Annotated in this window: 16 protein-coding genes; 4 read left to right on the top strand and 12 right to left on the bottom strand. The window is 60.0% G+C overall.

All coding sequences use genetic code 11. The features are described 5' to 3' along the window. Window positions 1-18 precede the first annotated feature (18 nt). From AOT96_RS28445 to AOT96_RS28485, 9 genes are all read right to left on the bottom strand, one after another. Window positions 19-693 (bottom strand): response regulator transcription factor, encoded by a 675-nt coding sequence (locus AOT96_RS28445; RefSeq protein WP_042450142.1) that lies wholly within the window; start codon window positions 691-693, stop codon window positions 19-21. Continuing rightward, the gene (locus AOT96_RS28450) at window positions 690-1,892 is read right to left on the bottom strand and encodes a sensor histidine kinase (protein ID WP_065352615.1); all 1,203 of its coding nucleotides are present in this window, start codon (window positions 1,890-1,892) and stop codon (window positions 690-692) included. The genes AOT96_RS28445 and AOT96_RS28450 overlap by 4 nt, the downstream gene beginning before the upstream one ends. An 18-nt stretch (window positions 1,893-1,910) precedes the next feature. Further along, window positions 1,911-4,127: an MMPL family transporter gene (locus tag AOT96_RS28455; protein WP_065352616.1), complete on the bottom strand. Its 2,217-nt coding sequence runs from the start codon at window positions 4,125-4,127 to the stop codon at window positions 1,911-1,913. 95 nt (window positions 4,128-4,222) lie between these two features. Further along, window positions 4,223-5,140 carry a carbohydrate kinase family protein gene (locus AOT96_RS28460; RefSeq protein WP_065352617.1) on the bottom strand — a complete coding sequence of 306 codons (918 nt, stop codon included), beginning with the start codon at window positions 5,138-5,140 and terminating at the stop codon, window positions 4,223-4,225. 95 nt (window positions 5,141-5,235) lie between these two features. Next, window positions 5,236-6,330: an ABC transporter ATP-binding protein gene (locus tag AOT96_RS28465; protein WP_065352618.1), complete on the bottom strand. Its 1,095-nt coding sequence runs from the start codon at window positions 6,328-6,330 to the stop codon at window positions 5,236-5,238. A gap of 27 nt (window positions 6,331-6,357) precedes the next feature. Further along, entirely contained in the window at window positions 6,358-7,224 is an 867-nt protein-coding gene (locus AOT96_RS28470; protein WP_065352961.1) for a carbohydrate ABC transporter permease, read from the bottom strand. After that, window positions 7,224-8,174 carry a carbohydrate ABC transporter permease gene (locus AOT96_RS28475; protein WP_019748978.1) on the bottom strand — a complete coding sequence of 317 codons (951 nt, stop codon included), beginning with the start codon at window positions 8,172-8,174 and terminating at the stop codon, window positions 7,224-7,226. The genes AOT96_RS28470 and AOT96_RS28475 overlap by 1 nt, the downstream gene beginning before the upstream one ends. Then, entirely contained in the window at window positions 8,171-9,523 is a 1,353-nt protein-coding gene (locus AOT96_RS28480) for an ABC transporter substrate-binding protein (RefSeq protein ID WP_030536581.1), read from the bottom strand. Before AOT96_RS28480 ends, AOT96_RS28475 begins: the two co-directional genes overlap by 4 nt. A gap of 63 nt (window positions 9,524-9,586) precedes the next feature. Beyond that, the gene (locus tag AOT96_RS28485) at window positions 9,587-10,585 is read right to left on the bottom strand and encodes a sugar-binding transcriptional regulator (RefSeq protein ID WP_054827191.1); all 999 of its coding nucleotides are present in this window, start codon (window positions 10,583-10,585) and stop codon (window positions 9,587-9,589) included. Between the two features lie 139 nt (window positions 10,586-10,724). Here AOT96_RS28485 and AOT96_RS28490 point away from each other — a divergent pair, with 139 nt between their 5' ends. Further along, window positions 10,725-11,735, top strand: coding sequence for an NAD(P)-dependent alcohol dehydrogenase (locus AOT96_RS28490; RefSeq protein WP_065352962.1), 1,011 nt, complete (start codon window positions 10,725-10,727; stop codon window positions 11,733-11,735). 7 nt (window positions 11,736-11,742) lie between these two features. After that, window positions 11,743-13,215: a mannitol dehydrogenase family protein gene (locus tag AOT96_RS28495; RefSeq protein WP_065352619.1), complete on the top strand. Its 1,473-nt coding sequence runs from the start codon at window positions 11,743-11,745 to the stop codon at window positions 13,213-13,215. On the opposite strand, the gene AOT96_RS28500 is transcribed toward AOT96_RS28495, so the two are convergent. The 3 genes from AOT96_RS28500 to AOT96_RS35835 form a co-directional block, all read right to left on the bottom strand. Further along, window positions 13,216-13,734, bottom strand: a complete 519-nt coding sequence (locus AOT96_RS28500; protein WP_030536585.1) for a DinB family protein — start codon at window positions 13,732-13,734, stop codon at window positions 13,216-13,218. A gap of 1,372 nt (window positions 13,735-15,106) precedes the next feature. After that, window positions 15,107-15,259 carry a hypothetical protein gene (locus tag AOT96_RS35425; RefSeq protein WP_155277928.1) on the bottom strand — a complete coding sequence of 51 codons (153 nt, stop codon included), beginning with the start codon at window positions 15,257-15,259 and terminating at the stop codon, window positions 15,107-15,109. 158 nt (window positions 15,260-15,417) lie between these two features. Then, window positions 15,418-16,134, bottom strand: a complete 717-nt coding sequence (locus tag AOT96_RS35835; protein WP_024487644.1) for an SGNH/GDSL hydrolase family protein — start codon at window positions 16,132-16,134, stop codon at window positions 15,418-15,420. Between the two features lie 366 nt (window positions 16,135-16,500). Between AOT96_RS35835 and AOT96_RS35840 the strand changes: the two genes are divergently transcribed. Both AOT96_RS35840 and AOT96_RS28525 read left to right on the top strand, forming a co-directional pair. Further along, window positions 16,501-16,992 carry a hypothetical protein gene (locus AOT96_RS35840; RefSeq protein WP_020969946.1) on the top strand — a complete coding sequence of 164 codons (492 nt, stop codon included), beginning with the start codon at window positions 16,501-16,503 and terminating at the stop codon, window positions 16,990-16,992. Further along, window positions 16,989-17,951 (top strand): HTTM domain-containing protein, encoded by a 963-nt coding sequence (locus AOT96_RS28525; RefSeq protein WP_065352620.1) that lies wholly within the window; start codon window positions 16,989-16,991, stop codon window positions 17,949-17,951. Before AOT96_RS35840 ends, AOT96_RS28525 begins: the two co-directional genes overlap by 4 nt. The last annotated feature ends 478 nt before the right edge of the window (window positions 17,952-18,429 follow it).

The following is an 18,429-nucleotide window of genomic DNA, read 5'->3' on the forward strand; positions in this document are numbered from 1 at the left end:
AGTCAAGAGTTTCTCGAGTCAATCCACCGAGCGTCCCGGAATCACCACACCGCATTGATAGGCGAGAACCACCAGTTGCGCGCGGTCGCGGACATCCAGTTTTGTCATCGCCCGGTTCACGTGCGTTTTTGCCGTGACCGCGCTGATCACCAATTCCGCAGCGATTTCGTCGTTGGACATCCCGAGGGCAACGAGGGTTACCACTTCGAGTTCGCGTGGGGTCAACTGACCGAAAATCCCAGAAGTCGAGTCGGCCCGCGACGGAGTGGAAAGGAACCGAGAAATCAACGCGCTGGTCGCAATCGGCGACAGCAAAGAGTTCCCACCTGCGACCGTCCGAACAGCATCGAGTAGATCCTCGGCTCGGATTCCTTTGCCGATGAAGCCGCTGGCTCCCGCCCGGATCGCCTGTGCCACATGCTCATCCACTTCGAAGGTGGTAAGAATCAACACGTGCACGTCGGTCAAATCCGGATGATCGGCAATCATGGCGGTCGCTTCGACTCCGCTGGTGCCTGGCATTCGAATGTCCATCAATACAACGTCGGGTCGATGCTCGAGCGCCGCCTGGAATGCCTGCTCTCCGTCTGCCGCCTCGGCGACCACCTCCATGTCCTCTTCCGAACCGATCAGCAGCGCAAGCGTTTGACGGAAGAGCGCCTGATCGTCTGCCACTACCACCCGAATACTCACGACTCCTCACGCTCCGAACCCCTGGACACCGAGACAAGCGGTAGTTGGGCGTCCACACGAAATCCCCCGTCGGCGCGGAATCCTGCTGAGACCTCGCCTCCCATCGCCTGTGCCCTCTCCTTCATTCCCAGCAGTCCGTACCCGGGTGGTGACGTCGAAGGCACTGCCGTTCCGGCGTTTTCGACCGACAGCATCAGAACCTCGGCTTCGTATGACAACGACACGGTGACGGCTCCTGGCAGCGCATGCTTGCTCGCATTCACGAGTGCCTCCTGGATAATTCGGTACGCTGTGAGATCTACTGCGGGCCCGAGTGGGCGCAGCGAACCCGCAGCGCGCACATCGATTTCCATTCCTGCACTGACGAATTGATCCACCAGTGCCGGTAGATCCGAAAGCCCCGGAGCCGGCTTCATCGAGCGATCACCGTCCTGAGCATCACGGAGAACTCCGACCGTGGCCCGAATTTCATCGAGTGCCGCCTTGGACGTTTCCTCCACTCCGCGTAGTGCAGTCGTCGCCTTCTCCGGGTCTTTCCCGATCAAGTGCGACGCGACCCCGACTTGCAGGTTGACCAAGGCAATGTGGTGCGCGACAACGTCGTGCAAGTCTCGCGCAATCCGCATCCTTTCTTCGACGACGCGGTGTCGGGCCTCGTCCTCGCGCATTCTTTCCGCTTGCACCGCGCGCGCCTCGACGGACTCCAGATAGGCCCGGCGAGAACGGACCTCGGCGCCGGCAAAACTTGCCATCAGCAACCACGACAACAACCCCAGTGCCTCCTGCAGGAGATTGTTCCCCACTCCCAAAAAGATCGTGACGAGCATCAGCGAGCTGACTGTGCTCGCCGCTGCGAAGAAGGTCCTCCGGCGGTCACTCGTGCTGGCAACGTAATAGAGGCACACCATCGCTGCGGAACCTGTGCCGGCATTCGGCGGCGCTGACAGTGCAATCATCAATACGCCGAGCAGTACTGCCACCGCCAGTGCCGAGAACGGATAGCGCCTTCGGAACACGATGGTTGCCGCTGCGATCGCTGTTACAAGCACTCCCACAACCGTGACCTCGCGGGTGTCATTGCCGTCGAGCGCGATGCGGTGCGCCGTCCACGTGGCAAGGAGCACGAGAATCGCCAGTGCCAGGTCGATGGTGCGCGGGTGTTCCGCACACCATCGACCCCACGTCGATGTCGAAGTCATCGATCTACCGTATCCGGGTCACACCGACAACTTGTCGCTCGTGGGTTCACTGGATTCCTTCGAATCTGCGAGCAGCGCAGTCAACTGCTCCCCCTCGACATCGACGTTCGGGACCAACCGGTCCAGCCATGAGGGGAACCACCATGCCTTCGAGCCCAACAGGGACATGACGGCCGGTACGACGGTCATACGAATCACGAAGGCGTCGAACAGAACCGCGAACGAGAGTCCGAGTCCGATCTGCATGATGAAGGCGTCGCCGCCGAAGATGAAGCCCGCGAAAACGGCGATCATGATCAGCGCCGCGGCCGTGACGACTCGCGCGCCCTGGTCGAAGCCCTTCACGACTGCTTCATCCGGTCCGTCACCGTGGACGAACGCTTCACGCATTCTGGTCACCAGGAACACCTGGTAGTCCATCGCCAACCCGAAGACGATGCCGATCATGAAGATGGGCAACATCGCCACAACTGATCCGGTTTGGCCTTCGATTCCGAGAATGCCGGCGAACCAACCCCACTGGAAGATCGCGACCAGCACACCGAACGTCGCGCCGATCGAGAGCAGAAATCCGAGAGTTGCCTTGAGCGGTACCAAGATCGAGCGGAACACCAGCATCAAAAGAATGAAGGCGAGGCCGACGACCAATGCGAGGTAGGGAACGAGGGCATCAGCCAGGCGGTCCGAGACGTCGATCGTCAACGCTGTCTGACCGGTGACCGACATCGTGGCCCCGGTCTCGTCGGTCAGTGATCCGGCGACCTCACGTATATCTGCGACGAGCGCCTTTGTTGCCTCGGTTTCCGGGCCACTCGAGGGAACCACCGTGATGACTGCTGTATCGCCGGCCTGATTGAGTGCTGGCGGCGTCACTGCCGCTACGTCGGGCAGAGCACCGAGCTTTTCCTGGGCGCCGCTCAATGCCGCTGCCGGATCTGCGGCGTCGGCAACGTCGACGACCACCATGAGCGGACCGCTGAACCCGGCACCGAACCCCTCGGAGAGTCGGTCGGTAGCCCTGGCGGCAGTTGTGTCGGGCACTGGTGGGCTCGCCAAACTCAGGTTGATTCCGAAGGTGGGGATCGCCAGCAATCCCAGCCCGAGGACAGACGCGAGCAAAACCGGAACTCGACGCCGGATCACGAACTTGGCCCATCGCGAGCCTGCGCCTTCCTTCGTCTTGCGATGCGTCAACTGACCACCGGACGCAAGCAGGCGACGATCGGATCGGCTCAGAACGCGCGATCCAGCAAATCCCAGCGTGGCGGGCAGCAGGGTCAGTGAAATCACCACTGCAACAGCAACTGCAAACGCCGCAGCCAGACCCATGCTCGTCAGGAACGGGATGTTCACGACGAACAGTCCTGCCAATGCGATGAGCACCGTCAACCCCGCGAACACTACGGCCGAGCCCGCCGTCCCCGCTGCTCTGCCCGCAGCAATTTCCGGATCATGTCCGTCACGTAGTTCGGAGCGGTAGCGCGAGACGATGAAGAGCGAATAGTCGATCGCCACGGCGAGCCCAAGCATCATTGCCAGGACCGTTGTGCTCGAACCCAATTCGATGAAACCAGTTGCGATAGTGATCGTGCAGATCGCGATGCCGATGCCGATCAACGCGCTGATCAAGGGAAGCCCTGCTGCCACCAACGAACCGAAAGTGACCGTCAGGACCACAGCGGCGATCGCGACGCCGATCACTTCGCCCATCGATTCGGCACTGCTTTCCATCAGCACGTTGCCGGCAACATCGACTGCCAGCCCTGAATCCGCGGCGTCGTGGACGGCGGACTCGAGCAGTTCTTTCGAGCTGTCCGGCAACTCGATCGAGTCGGCGGTATAGGAGACCTGCATGTATCCGATCGTCCCGGTCGGCGACACTCCGCCGGAGGCATATGGATCCGATACCGCTGCAACCTCGGGGTCCTTCCCGAGCGCAGAGACCAAGTCACTGACGGATCGTCGAATCGCCGGATCGGTGAGCGTCGTGCCCGCCGGAGATTCGAAGACGATGCGAGCACTGGCTCCGCCGGTGGACGATTCCGGGAACCGTTCAGAAAGAAGGTCCTGTGCCGCTTGCGATTCTGTGCCCGGGATCGACAATGTATTGACGGTCGGACCGGACAGCGTTGCTGCGCCTACTCCGCCCGCCACCAGCAGGACGACCCAGAAGCCCACCATTGCCCAACGGCGCCGAAACGCGAGTCGCGAGAGTTTGTACAGGAATATCGACATGCGTGTCACTGTGCCGATACACGACCCCGTCGCACATCGTGCACAGGTAGGCAGTTCGACGTACTGCGCTCGCAGTAGGGCGGTGGTCCCCAGTGCTAGACGGGCCGGCCCAACTCCCTTGACCACGGCGGATCCGCCCCGGGACGTGACACGGTGACGGCTGCCGCGCGTGCGGCAAAGGTCAACGCGGCCGACCAATCTGCCTCGGAGAACCCGCGCACAACTGCGACGTCGAGTGCGTCGTGACGATCAAGGTAGGCCAACAGGGCTCCGTGAACGGTATCGCCCGCACCGATCGTGTCCGCGACGTCGACCGCGGGCGCGGGCACCGAAACATCGAGTTGCTCGGTGATCAACCGCAACCCGTCACCTCCACGGGTGAGCAGGACGGCTCCGACGCCTTCGTCGAGCCACTCGGCGCCGTCGACCGAACCCAACCACTTCGCGTCGTCGTCGCTCACTTTGAGAATGTCGATGGCGGGCAACCACGAACGAAACCGTCGTCGATACGCGTCCGGGTCGGAGATCACCGCCGGACGAATGTTGGGGTCGACCATGGTGAGTCGACCGCGGGCGTGGGCTTCGTGCAGCAAAGCTTCGTAGGCCGAGGCCCCGGGCTCGAGCACCAGCGACAGCGTTCCGAACGAGAATGCCCGGGCAGAGGGAAGTTTCGGCAGCGCGAACTGTCGATCTGCCGTTCCCTCGAGGTAGAAGGAATACCGCGCACCACCGTCCGCTGCAAGGTTCACGACGGCCAGAGTTGTCGGCTCGGGCCCACGTTCGACTCCGGTTGTGTCGACATTGGACGCGGCCAGCGAGTCGATCATCCGATCTCCGAAGGCGTCGGTGGACAAGCGAGAGACGAATCCCACGTCGGATCCGAGTCGGCCCAATGCAACCGCAACGTTGAACGGTCCACCGCCCAACTTGGGCGAGAAGTTCTCCCCCACCGGAACCAGATCAACCAGTCCCTCACCACACACCACGACGGATCGTTCGCGTGTATCACTCATCGGTAGACCCTAACCTTCTCACCAGTCGAAGATGGATGTGACCTGCTCGGCACGAACGAGTTCGGGTGCCGAGCAGGTCACGAATGCGATGGGATTCAGCTACCCACACGCTCGCCCGTAGCCGGGTCGAAGAGGTGAATGAGGCCGTCCACCCGCTCGAAGCCCAGCGTCTGGCCGTACTGCAGCTTCGATCGCCCGCCGGTGCGTGCGACGAGCGAAATCGGATCGGATTCCGTGCCAGGTACGTGCGCGTAGATGTACGACTCGTTGCCCAGTTCCTCTACCAGGTCGATCTGAGCTGCGATTCCGTCTCCGGCAGCAACCACCTGGAATTGCTCGGGCCGAATTCCCACTGTGACCGAAGCCAGACCGGCCGCGGCGATTGCCGCCATCTGCTCGCGGTCCAGCGGAACCTCGACGTCACCGAAACGCACCCCACCCGAACTGACCGGCGCCGTTACCAAGTTCATACCTGGAGATCCGATGAAACCGGCAACAAACGCATTGGCCGGCCGATCGTAAAGTTCGGTCGGAGAAGCGAATTGTTGCAACTTGCCGCCCTTGAGCACTGCCACGCGATCACCCATCGTCATCGCTTCCACCTGATCGTGCGTGACGTAGACGGTGGTGGTTCCGAGACGACGCTGCAACGCCGCGATCTGCGTGCGGGTCTGGACGCGTAGCTTTGCGTCGAGGTTGGAGAGCGGCTCGTCCATGCAGAACACTTGCGGTTCACGAACGATAGCTCGGCCCATGGCAACTCGCTGCCGTTGACCACCGGAAAGCTTGGCCGGTTTGCGGTCGAGATAGTCAGTCAGGTCAAGCAGTTTGGCCGCTTCGGCCACTTTCTTCTTACGCTCCTCGACGGGCACACCGCGCATCTTCAACGCGAACCCCATATTTTCCCCGACGGTTTTGTTGGGGTACAGCGCGTAATTCTGGAAGACCATTGCGATGTCGCGATCCTTCGACGGGACATCGGTCATGTCCTTGCCGTTGATGGTGATCGCACCGGAATCGATGTCCTCGAGCCCTGCCAACATGCGCAGGGCCGTGGACTTTCCGGAACCTGACGGACCGACGAGCACGATGAACTCCCCGTCCTTGATGTCAAGATCGAGTGAATCTACAGCGAGGGTCCCAGCACCTTCGTAGATGCAAGACGCTTTCTGGTAAGAGATTTCAGCCATGACGAACTCCTGAGAGGGTGAGGAGAATTATTTGATTGCACCGAAGGACAGGCCGCGCACCAGTTTGTTCTGGGCGAACCAACCGGCCAGGATGACGGGCAATGCCGCCATGGTCGCTGCCGCGGAGAGCCGAGCCCAGTACAGTCCCTCGCCGGTGATGAACCCGACCAGGAAGACCGGAATCGTCTGCGCTTGAACAGCTGTCAGGTTGACTGCGAAGAAGAATTCGTTCCACGAGAAGATCACGCAGATCAGCGCAGTCGCAGCAATTCCGGGCGAGATCAGCGGGAGGATCACCTCGCGAACCGAGGTCCACAAACTCGCGCCGTCCATGCTGGCAGCTTCGAGAAGTTCGCCGGGGACTTCGAGAAAGAACGAACGCATCATCCACACTGCGATCGGCAGATTCATCGATGTGTACAAGATGACCAGCGCCCAGATATTGTCGAGCAATCCGATGTCGTTGACGATCACGTACAGCGGCACGATTGCAGCGACGACTGGGAGCATCTTGGTACTGATGAAGAAGAACAGCACATCCTGAGTCTTCTTCACCGGGCGAAGCGAGAGCGCAAAAGCCGCCGGAACACCCAGTAGCAGAACAAGAATCGTCGACATTCCTGTGGCAAATGCCGAGTTCGCCAGCGTCGTGCCGAGACCGGAATCGAGAACGGCACGAAACTGCTCGAGCGTCGGGGTGAAGAACAACTTCGGCGGATCCGTGTAGGCGTCTGCCTCGGTCTTGAATGCGGTCAGGACCATCCAGAAGACCGGGAAGAAGAATCCCAGAGCGGCGATCCACGCCACGACCGACCACGGACTGAACTTACTGCCCTTCTTTTTCTTGACGACGGGTTTGTCGGTCGTCACGCTTGTCGTCTCTACGGCAGTCATCACGCCGCCTCCTCGTTGCCGGTGAAGCTCTTGAAGATCAATCGGAGCGCAAGTGTCGACACGATGATGGTCGCGATCACTGTCACGACACCCATCGCCGCAGCTTGACCTACGTCGAAGCCGAGGAACGCGCGCTGGTAGATGTAGAACGGCAGGTTCGAACTGGCCACGCCTGGCCCGCCCGACGTCATCATGTACACCGCGTCAAAGGTGTTCACGAGGTAGATCGCACCCAGAACTGCACCGAGTTCGATGAAACGGCGCAGGTGCGGCAGTGTCAGTTCGCGGAACATCGCAAACGGCTTGGCTCCGTCCACCCGTGCGGCTTCGAGGATGTCTCGGGGCATGGACTGCAAGCCGGCCAGAATGAGCAGCATCATGAAAGGCGTCCATTGCCAGATCAGATTGATCATGACGGCGGCGAGCGGAAACTTGCTGACCCAGTCGACCTGGCCGACACCGAAAGGCTGGAGGACAAAGTTCACGATACCGAACACCGGGTCGAACATTGTTGTCTTCCAGAGCAATGCGCCAGCGACGGGGGTGATGAGAAACGGCGTGATCAGCAGTGTCCGCACGATCCCGCGACCGAGGAAGGCTCTGTCGAGTAGCAGTGCCAACGCGAGTCCGAGGATCACCGAAACGATGACCGTCCCCACGATCATGATGACCGTGTTGACCGCGACTTCCCGAAACTGACTGTCCTTGAAAACCTCGATGTAGTTGTCGAACCCGTTGAAGTGCCGCGATCCCGGCCGGACAAGGTTCCACGACTGCGTCGAGTAGTAGAGGGTGAACAGAAACGGAATCTGGGTGACGACGATCGAGAAGATCAACGCCGGCAACAGGGGACCTCTACGACGCCAACCCTCGGCGCGGGAGATCTTCTTTTCGACACGGACCGGTGGCGCGTCGTCCACCGTAGTTCTGGGCTCGGCAACCGTAGTCATCGGTTCTCCTGATAGGTCTTGCCGACCACCTCGGCATACTGCTGGGATTGTTCGAGTGCTTCTTTCACGCTCTTCTGACCCGCGATGGCCGCACTGATCTGCTGGCTGACGCGAGTGCCCAGGTCCTGAAACTCAGGGATGGTTAGGAACTGGACGCCGGTGTACGGAACCGGTTGCACTGTAGGGTTTTTCGGATCTGCATTGTTGATCGATTCGAGGGTGATCGGACCGAATGCCTGTGCGGCCTCTTGATATTCCGGAATCTCGTAGGTCGATAGGCGACTTCCCGGAGGAACTCTCGACCAGCCGAGTTCGGTTCCGACCTTCTGGATGTAGTCCTTGTTCGTCATCCAGGAAATGAACTTCCAGGCATCATCTTTGTTCTTTGCCGACTCCGGGATTCCGAGCGCCCACGTGTAGAGCCAACCAGGATCGGACTTCTCGACCTTCGGGGCCTTCGCATATCCGATGTTGCCGACTACCTTCGACGACGCAGGGTCCTCGAGAACCGACACAGCCGACGTCGCGTCGTACCACATCGCCGTATTGCCTTGCGCGAATTGTGTTGCACATTCACCGAATCCGCTTGTGGCAGGACCCGGCTGACCGTGCTCCTTGACCGTGTCCACGTAGAACTGAACCGCATCCTCGACCTGCGGACTGGTCAGCTGCGCATTCCAATTCTCGTCGTACCAGCGTCCACCGAAGGTGTTGATCACGGTGTTCAGCGGTGCGAGCACCTCACCCCAGCCAGGCTTTCCGCGCAAGCAGATTCCCGCCATCTTGGCGTCCGGGTTGTCGAACTGTGCTGCCCAACCTGCAACTTCTTGCCACGTCGGGTCTTCGGGAACTGTAATCCCCGCCTGATCGAACAGATCCTTGCGGTACATCAGGAACGACGACTCCCCGTAGAAGGGGACCGCGTACATACTGTCCTCGTACGACAGAGAAGTCTTGATCGACGGTACGAAGTCGTCCTCGTCGTAACCGGGCGTCGTGTCTGCATAGTCGGACAGGTTCGTGAGCCAACCGTTTGCAGCCCACTGAGGTGTCTCGTAGTTGCTGATCATCACGACGTCGAACTCACCGCCGCCGGTTGCCGTCGACGCTGTGATCTTGGCGCGCGCCTGGTTCTCGGAAAGGCTGACGAATTTGAGGTCGATGCCAGGGTTCTCGGCTTCGAAAGCCGGCGCCAGCTTGATGGCGTCCTGCATCTGCGAGTTCGACACCATCGCAATGGTGACTGTTCGTTCGCCGGAACCACCGAGCGCACCAGCGCCCGCACATCCCGACACCAGGAGGCAGAGCGCCGCCGCGGCAGCGCCCCACACTCGTCTTCCTGTTTTCACGGATTACCTTCCTTCACACTTGCGTGTCAGTCGCGCGCTCGGACAGCGAAACTCGTGAGATCGCTAGCCTTCGAGCAGCCACTGGGCGCACTCGACGTCGGTGACGAGTACGTTTGCCAAACCTCCGCGCAATGCGCCCAGAACGGCCTGGCGTTTGTGTGTTCCCCCCGAAATCAGAATCGTCTGATCGCAGGATTTCACTGCGTCGAGCGAGACGGAGACCGTTCGCTCAGGCAGTGGCCCCTCCACTGGATTGCCGTCGATCGTGTAGAAACGGCCGCCGATTTCACCGACAGCGCCTCGACTTTCCAACTCGTCCAGCATGGTCGAGTCGACGAAGCTACCGGCAAACAAGGTCGTCGCGGTCGAGACGGCACCGACTCCGAAAACCATGATGTCGGAATCAGTTCCGGCTTGCAGCGCCTTCGAGATCACCGAGTCGTTTCGCATCGACTCCACAGTCGCCGGGTCGGCATACAGCGGAGCGTTGAGACGAATAGGATTGGCCTGCAACTGTTGTGCACATCGGCCGATGGTGAAGTCGACACCGGTTTGGTAGTCGGTCACCGTCATGGAGCCGTCAAGTTGTACCACAGCCGAGCACTTCGCGGCCTTGTCTGGCAAAGACCCTGCTACCGCAACGGTTTCCGGACCCCAGGTAAACCCGAGAACGCTCGACGGCTGCAGACGACGAACCAGAACTTCCGCTGCTCGTCGACCGAGTGCGTCGAAGTCCGGGTCGTCCGCATCCGAAATCGCTTCGGGGACGATCAACACTTCGGCCAACCCGAAGTGCTTCTCCAGCTTCGATTCCAACTCCGTGTTCACCGAACCTTCGAGCTCCGGCGGTACCAAAATCTCGACCCTGACCAAACCTTGCGTCCGCGCCCTGGCCAACAGTCGCCCGGCTGTCGGCCGCGAGACGCCCAACTTCGCTGCAATCTCCGCCTGAGTGGCACCTTCGAGGTGATACATGGTCGCTGCCCGCAAGGCGAGCCGCACATCTTCGGAAGCGGGCAACTTCGACGTCTTGAGTCCTGTGGGCTGAGCCGACTGGTTCACACGGTCTCCTTGTGCATCAGGTTCAAAGTTTCTCGATCGTGAGCAAATGCTCACTAGATGTTCTTATGCTCATTAAGCTAACATCTACGTTGTGACCCACACAACAGTTTCCGGAGAATCCGTCGATCTACCTGCGACAATTCGGGCAAATGTCCTCGTCGAGACCGGAAAGATGCAGATGGTCGAGAGACCACGACCGTCCCCGAAGGCGGGTGAGGTCCTCGTTCGCATCCATGCCGTGGGCGTGTGCGGGTCGGACGCGCACTACTTTCACGAAGGTCGCATCGGCCCTTACGTAGTCAACTCACCGCTCGTTCTCGGACACGAAGCATCGGGACGCATCGCCGCGGTCGGTGACGGCGTCGACCCAACACGCATCGGGCAGCGTGTCTCCATCGAGCCTCAGAAGCCCGATCCGACAAGTCCCGAATCCAAGGCAGGCAGATACAACCTCTGCCCTCATATGGAGTTCTTCGCGACGCCGCCGATCGACGGTGCGCTGACCGACTACGTCACGATCGGTGCCGACTTCGCCCATCCCATCGCAGATTCCGTGTCCTACGAGGCAGCTGCGCTGTTCGAGCCACTCTCCGTAGGGATCGCCTCAGCCCAGAAGGCGGGGATCACTGCCGGCTCTCGGGTGTTGATCGCCGGCGCCGGCCCGGTAGGAATCGTGACGACGCAGGTGGCCAAGGCATTCGGCGCGACGGAAGTCATCGTCTCGGACATCGACGCGGCCCGGCGTGATGTGGCACTGAAATTCGGCGCAACAACCGTCGTTGATCCACGTGAGGGCGACGTACGCTCGCTGGCCGTCGACGCATTCATCGACGCCTCGGGTGCCACGGCCGCGGTGATCGACGGGATTCACGCAGTTCGGCCCGCTGGGACCGTCGTTCTGGTCGGAATGGGTGCCGACGAGATACCGTTGCCGGTCCCGATCATTCAGAATCGCGAACTGATGCTGACCGGAGTGTTCCGGTACGCCAACACGTGGCCGATCGCCGCCGCATTGGTCGCTGCCGGGCGCGTCGATCTGGACTCGATGGTCACAGCACGCTTTTCACTCGAACAGTCGCAAGAGGCCCTGGTGGCCGATTGCATTCTCGGCAGCATCAAAGCCGTAGTCATCGTCGCCGAAGGAGACTAGTACTTTCATGGAACTCAATACGAAGACCCTGTTCGACTTCGATGCTGCACTCGAAGTGCCGAACTACGACCGGAGCAAAGTCACTACTGGCATAGTGCATTTCGGTGTCGGAGGCTTTCACCGTGCACACCAGGCCATGTACATCGATGATCTCCTGCGACGCGGTGAGGGCTTCGACTGGGGAATCTGCGGAGTGGGAGTGATGCCGTCGGACAAGCGGATGAAAGACGCTCTCCGCGCGCAGGACTGCCTCTACACGCTGGCGCTCAAGCATTCTGACGGAACCCTCGAGGCCCGGGTCATCGGGTCGATCGTCGAGTACCTGTTCGCTCCGGAGGATCCGGAGGCGGTGATCGAAAAGATGGCATCCGAATCGACGAGAATCGTATCTCTCACCATCACCGAGGGCGGATACAACATCTCGCACACTACGGGTGAGTTCGACGCGTCCGATCCCGCTGTAATGCACGATCTCGAGCCGGGAACACTCCCCCACACCACCTTCGGTCTGATTTGTGCGGCACTCGCACTCCGTCGCGACCGGGGCCTCGCCCCGTTCACGATCATGAGTTGCGACAACATCGAAGGCAACGGATCGGTCGCCAGGACGGCAGTCGGAGCGTTCGCCGCCCTGAAGGATCCCGAACTTGCGGAGTGGATCGACGAGAACGGCGCCTTCCCCAACTCCATGGTCGACCGGATCACACCCGTCACGACAGCCGAGGTGACCACCGAGATCGCCGAGACGTTTGGCGTGGAAGATCAGTGGCCGGTCGCGGCTGAGCCGTTCACCGCGTGGTTCCTCGAGGACGAGTTCACCTCAGGCAGGCCACCTCTGGAGAATGCCGGCGTCAATCTCGTGCCGGATGTTCGCCCGTACGAACTGATGAAACTGCGCCTTCTCAATGCCGGCCATCAAGGCATCGCGTACTTCGGCTACCTTGCCGGATACCGCCTGGTCCACGAGGCATGCCAGGACGAACTCTTGTCGGGGTTCCTGCTCGACTACATGAATCTCGAAGCGACGCCGACCCTTGACCCGGTACCCGGCGTCGACCTCGATCAGTACAAGAAGACCCTCATCGAAAGATTCTCGAACCCCCAGATCCGCGACACGATTGCACGTCTGTGTGCCGAGTCGTCCGATCGAATTCCCAAGTGGCTGTTGCCCGTCATCCGGAACCAACTCGACACCGGTGGGTCGATCAACCTGTCCACCGCAATTGTCGCTAGCTGGGCCCGCTACGCCGAGGGCACAGACGAGAACGGAGATCCCATCACCGTCGTCGATCAGCTGTCGGACACTCTGGTGCCGCTCGCCCAGAAACAGTCGAGCGACCCGTTGGCCTTCATCGGGTACCGCCAAGTGTTCGGCGATCTCGTGGACGATCGCCGATTTGTCGCTAGCTTCCGAAAGACCCTCGACTCATTGCACTCCGTCGGAGCCAGAAGAACCCTCGAGGAGGTGCGCGGGCTCTGACTACACCGAGACGTCGTGCAGGTGATGGATCGGATCGTGAATGAAGTAGGCCGCCAACGATTCGACGGTGAACGCCGATCCGTCACTGCGGAGACCCCGTCGTTGGCGGCTACCCTCTGGCACGGTTTCGAAGGCATTCGCGACCTCCGCCGCGGCGTCGGACAATTCCGATGCCACCTTTGCCGGATCTTGGTCGTTGTACCGCTCGGCCTCGGCTGTTGCGTCCTGATCCCAGTTCTCGAATCGCGGATCGTCGAATTCGAGCATCTGTTCCAACCGCACCTTGAAGATCCGGAACACGTCGCGTACGTGGGCGGAATACTCCAGCGCTGACCATGTTTCGCTGTCCGGCCGCTCCGTCACATTCTCGCGCTCCAGTACCTCGGCCCACGAGACGGCATTGCTACGCACAAGATCTGGAACATCCGCGAACGCCACAGCGGACGAATCAAACCCGCACTCGGCGCATGGGCGTTCGAGGACCCAGGTCCAGTTCTTTGTATCCGGGGTGATCGGCATGGATCGAGAATAGTCCGCCAGGGCGGGGTCAGTCTGCTTCGATTGGCCGATGAAGCGAATCATGATCGCTATTGCGACTCCATTCGTGCTGATGCTTACTTCGTGTGGCGGGGACGTGGGCGACGCGGAACCCCACGAACTCGCCTTCACATGCGACGACGCACATGCGTACCTCGAAGTTTTCGGGACGGTCGAGGCGGCGTTGGCCCGGCTACAGAGCCCTGGATGGAACGATGTCCCTGAACTCGTGGGTTCCGCCAGCGCCTGGGCAGCGTTCACACCACAACAGCAGACTGCGATAGTCAATTCACTTCATGCGGCTTCCCGAGGTGAATGTTGATCCGTATTTCGGTGCCGGTATCCGGCATCTGACTCCGTCGACAAGATTTGCCGGTCGATACTCGGATCGGCCGAAGAACTGGACATACTCCGACTGATTCCACGTCGCCGATCGATCGAATCCGCGATGACATGAGCGGACCGCACGACGACTGGAGAGGATTCGACGCTGAGGCGCGTGAGCGCACCAAGAAGCCTTCGAAGCAGCGGAATCGGGATCGTGCGACTGAGCAACGCCGGAGGCCTGATTCGCCGGTCGCACAACAGAATTACAAACGACGACGTAACTACGTCATTCCGTTCGTGACAAAATACTCGTTCGTCGGCGACGGACCGATCACTTCGATTTCCTCGACGGGTCTCGTCGCCCCTCACGTGAAGGGCGTCGAGTCGACATGTACCCCTTCCGAACGCAGTAAATGCTCGGCCGCACAAATCAACAGGGAAAGGGATTCGTACGAGAGTCCCTCGATCGCATGCATCAGCCTGTCAGGCGCCGGAATCGACCGGTCGCCCGGCGAACCCTCGGATCTCCGCACAGAAAGCACGGTCGAGAGTTCTCGTTGATTCACCACCTGACCTGCGCTGTTCGCTCGCTCGAACATGGCATTCAGCCGCTGGACCAGTTCCTCACCTTCAGCTGATCGAATAGTGTTGCCGAACAGCCTGTTTCCATGATCGGCTTCGACACCAGGCCCGATCGAGTTCTTGATTGTCACAGTATGTTCTCCGTTACGTTGGTCTGTCGGGTTGATCAGGGGTGCGACCCGGCGCAATTCGCAGAGCCTTTATCCGTGCGGCCCAACGGCGTCGCGTCCATCGACAGCAGACGAATCTCCCCCGGCGCCCATCGGCTTCCGGTAGCGCGACCTCGAAGCAGCTGTTCATTTGCGACCTATCGTTACATATTAACATCAACTGTAACTCTTCGACAAGCACTTTGTTCCGATTGCCCGGTTTGATCACGGGTAGCGCAGAACATCAGGGGTGGCCAACTTGTCGACATGATCTACGCCGTCCCTGCCATCTCCGTTCAGGCTGCAGTGATGGTCGAGCCACCGGCAAGGGACAAGAACGACATTCCGCCGACGAGCTCCCAGCGTAGGTATCGCCGCGCGTGCATCACCTGCGGTGAACTGCGATGCACGAAAGCCGCAACGCGGATAGGGGCGGCGACACAGTCCACGAGAGCTTTCTTACCCGAACTTCTCCATCACCGTGTGAGGCAGCCGGCCAGCCAAGACTGCGCCCAAAGTCCTCGCTACTGATGACCTAAGTCCGACAATACTTTTCACGAAAAAGAGGACCCCGCGCCTGCGGGGTCCTCTTCGCTTTCCTTCAGAGCTAGAGACCGAGCGAGTGAAGGTGCTCGCTGATCTTCTCGAACATGAGCCTTTGACCTGCCGGCGTGGGATGCATGCCGTCTTCCTTGAGTAACGTCGGGTCAGACAGCCAGTTCTCGGCGAGCGCATCAATGAAAGGCAGCTTGTACTGCTCAGCGGCGGAACGGATTCGATCGTTGACATTGACAGCGGTCTCGGATGGAGGCCGGTTGTCCATGATGGGGCCGATGACGACAACCTTGGCGTGAGGAAGCCGATCTCGTAGCTGCGCATACAACTCCCGAGTCGCATCTCGCACCTCGAGCGGGTACGAAACATCGTTCCGACCGCCGGCGATGATGACGACCTCGGGATTCACCGCAACGACCTGATCAATTTTCGCACCGAACGGTAGCTTGCCTTTTTCCTCGTTTCCCTGGACGTAGCCGGTGCCACCGCTCGCAAAATCTGCCAGGTACCAGCGACGATCGAAGGCGAGCAGCGCCGGCCAATGATCTCCCGTCGTGTTCGGAATCGAGTACGAGTCCCCCAAAATTGCGACCGTGTCGAAGTCGTCGGTAGGGGCATTCAGCGCCGGCGCCGAACTGTCAGGCTGCGATACAGAGGCAGTTGCCCGACTGTCTCGGGATTGCTCGTACGCAAATCCTACGATCACCGCTACGACGGTGAAAACCATGGCACCGATGACGGCGACAGTTCGCTTGTTGGGTTTGGTCACCCCGTAAACATACGGGGTCGAATCATGTTGCCTCTGAGCGAGTGTCAAGCATCTGTCGTTCCGCTTGAATCGGCCATCAACGAAGGAGTGAAATCCCGCTCTCACAGCAGACTGGGGCGAAGCTTGCTGGAAGTTAAGGCGCGGCAAAGCATTCAGGGCACACTGTCCCCCATTCGACGGACCAAAGTCCATTTTCAAATCAACACTGCGACAAGCGGCAATCGCGCAGCTATATTTCGTCGACACTTCAACTACTTTCGGCACATCTGCACGGACGCGCGACAACACCCAGTCCCCTCGCTCGGCAATCCCCTCTATTTTTCTCATTCGAAGAAACCGGCACCAGGTGCCAGGAAGAACGTCGACATGCCGGAAACAGAAGCAAAGCGCAGCAATCGGCGACTGATCGCGATCGCAGCACTCGCAGTCGTACTCCTCGTGCAAGGCGCCTACTCGTTCGGTGTCCGCCCTGAGCCATACCCGACAATTCGCATGCCCAGCTTCGGTGGCGTGCCCAATGCAGACGGCGAGTTCAGTGGGAGTGGCTTGGATATCACTCTCCATTACACCGACGGATCCACGATCAGTCCCAACCCAGTGGATCTCGCCGGCGATATTCGCTACTCATCCGCGAGAGCATCACTCGATTATGCGTTCCGCCCCAGCGGGGCAGGCGACCGCAACACCCGAACCGCGGACCCTGAATTGGTCGAATGGCTCCGAAACCGCAGCGTCGAAGTCGGAAGTGGTGCCATCCCGGACAGTATCGAGTTCTGCTGGCGCAAAACAATTATCGACATCACCGACGGAACCGATGCGTCAACTGACCCGTGCGAAACGACAAGGGTTGATCTATGAGTGCCCGTGCGGGAACTCTGTTGTTCCTGCGCGACCACATCGATCAGTTGTGCGAGGCGTACCGCGGGGATGCGAGGTTCCTCGCTGTCATTCGAATCCTCTTCGCGCTATATGTGATCGCGTTTCCCATCGACTACACGTGGGCGGGCGAGGTTCCCTCGATTCTGTTTCATCCGCAATCCGGTCCGTTCTCCCTGCTGTCGTCACCACCCTCCGAGAACTTCCTCGTCGGACTCGAAGTCGCCCGATTCATCCTGGCGATCGCCATCTTGGTCGGATATCGAACGACGGTCGCGTCCATCGCAATGACCCTCACGCTCATGACCGGCAGCGGGTTGGTCAATTCCTTCGGCAAGGTCGACCACTTCATTCTTTTCGAAATCTTGCCGGTGGCCATGGCAGCCGCTGGATGGGGCGCCGCATGGTCCCTCGACGCACGACGTTCACGCACACAACGCAAAGCACTTCAAACCCGCGGACTGCCCATGCTCATCTGGGCAGTGACGGTCGCCTACGCCCTGTTTACAGCGGCACTACCCAAAGCTGCGTCGGGCTGGCTGAACCCCGAATTGCAGGCAACCCGGGGCTACGTTGCGCGAGACGTCGCTGACCCCACCAAGCTCGGTCCGCTGACCCACGAACTATTCGATATCCATTCGGAGTGGCTATGGAAGGCACTCGACTACGCCACTGTCTTTGCTGAAGGCTGGTTGATCGTTGCCGTGCTCTTCCCTGTCTTGTTCAGAATCGGGATCGTCGTCTTACTCGGGTTTCACCTTGGGGTTTATCTCGCGTTGGGCATCGAGTTCGACAGCTATATCTTCGTGTATCTGCCGTTCCTGTCGGCACCTGCCGTATGGGTCACCGAGCGAGCCCTGGGCAGAAGGCCCGATATCGGTAGAACGTCGGCGCCGGAAACTCCACGTCAAGTATCTCCGGCCAATTCGGACGCACCGTAAATCTAATATCCGGGAGCGGACCTTTCCGTCACAGTTCGGGAGTGCCCCAATCACAGGTAGGCGATCCCCAGGCTCCCTCAACCTGGGGATCAAAGAAACCTACTGTCTCCCAATGAAATTCCGAGAACTTCTACTTTCGCTGACATTTGGTTCGCAGACGGGCGCCCTAATCGCCAATTCGGCGCCGCCATTCGGACCCCACGTCGCGTGTTGGGGGCAGTCGAGCCGCGGGGGCCGGCTCGACTGCCTGCACTAACACCAGGCGAAAATGGTTTCTTGCCAGCTGTCTGCTCGGTCACGCCCAGAAGCGTTGCACATTCGACACTGTCGGGAAATTGGTCATCTGGATTCGAGACTTTCACCTCATCTGCGATCGACGATCATGATGCGACGATTCCTTGTGTGACCACGAACGCTCGACTCAGACGCAACCGCAGGCGCATTGCCAGGCGATTCAATCCCAACAATGTGTGGGCGA

The organism is Rhodococcus sp. 008 (assembly GCF_001682295.1).
Taxonomy (GTDB): domain Bacteria; phylum Actinomycetota; class Actinomycetes; order Mycobacteriales; family Mycobacteriaceae; genus Rhodococcus_F; species Rhodococcus_F qingshengii.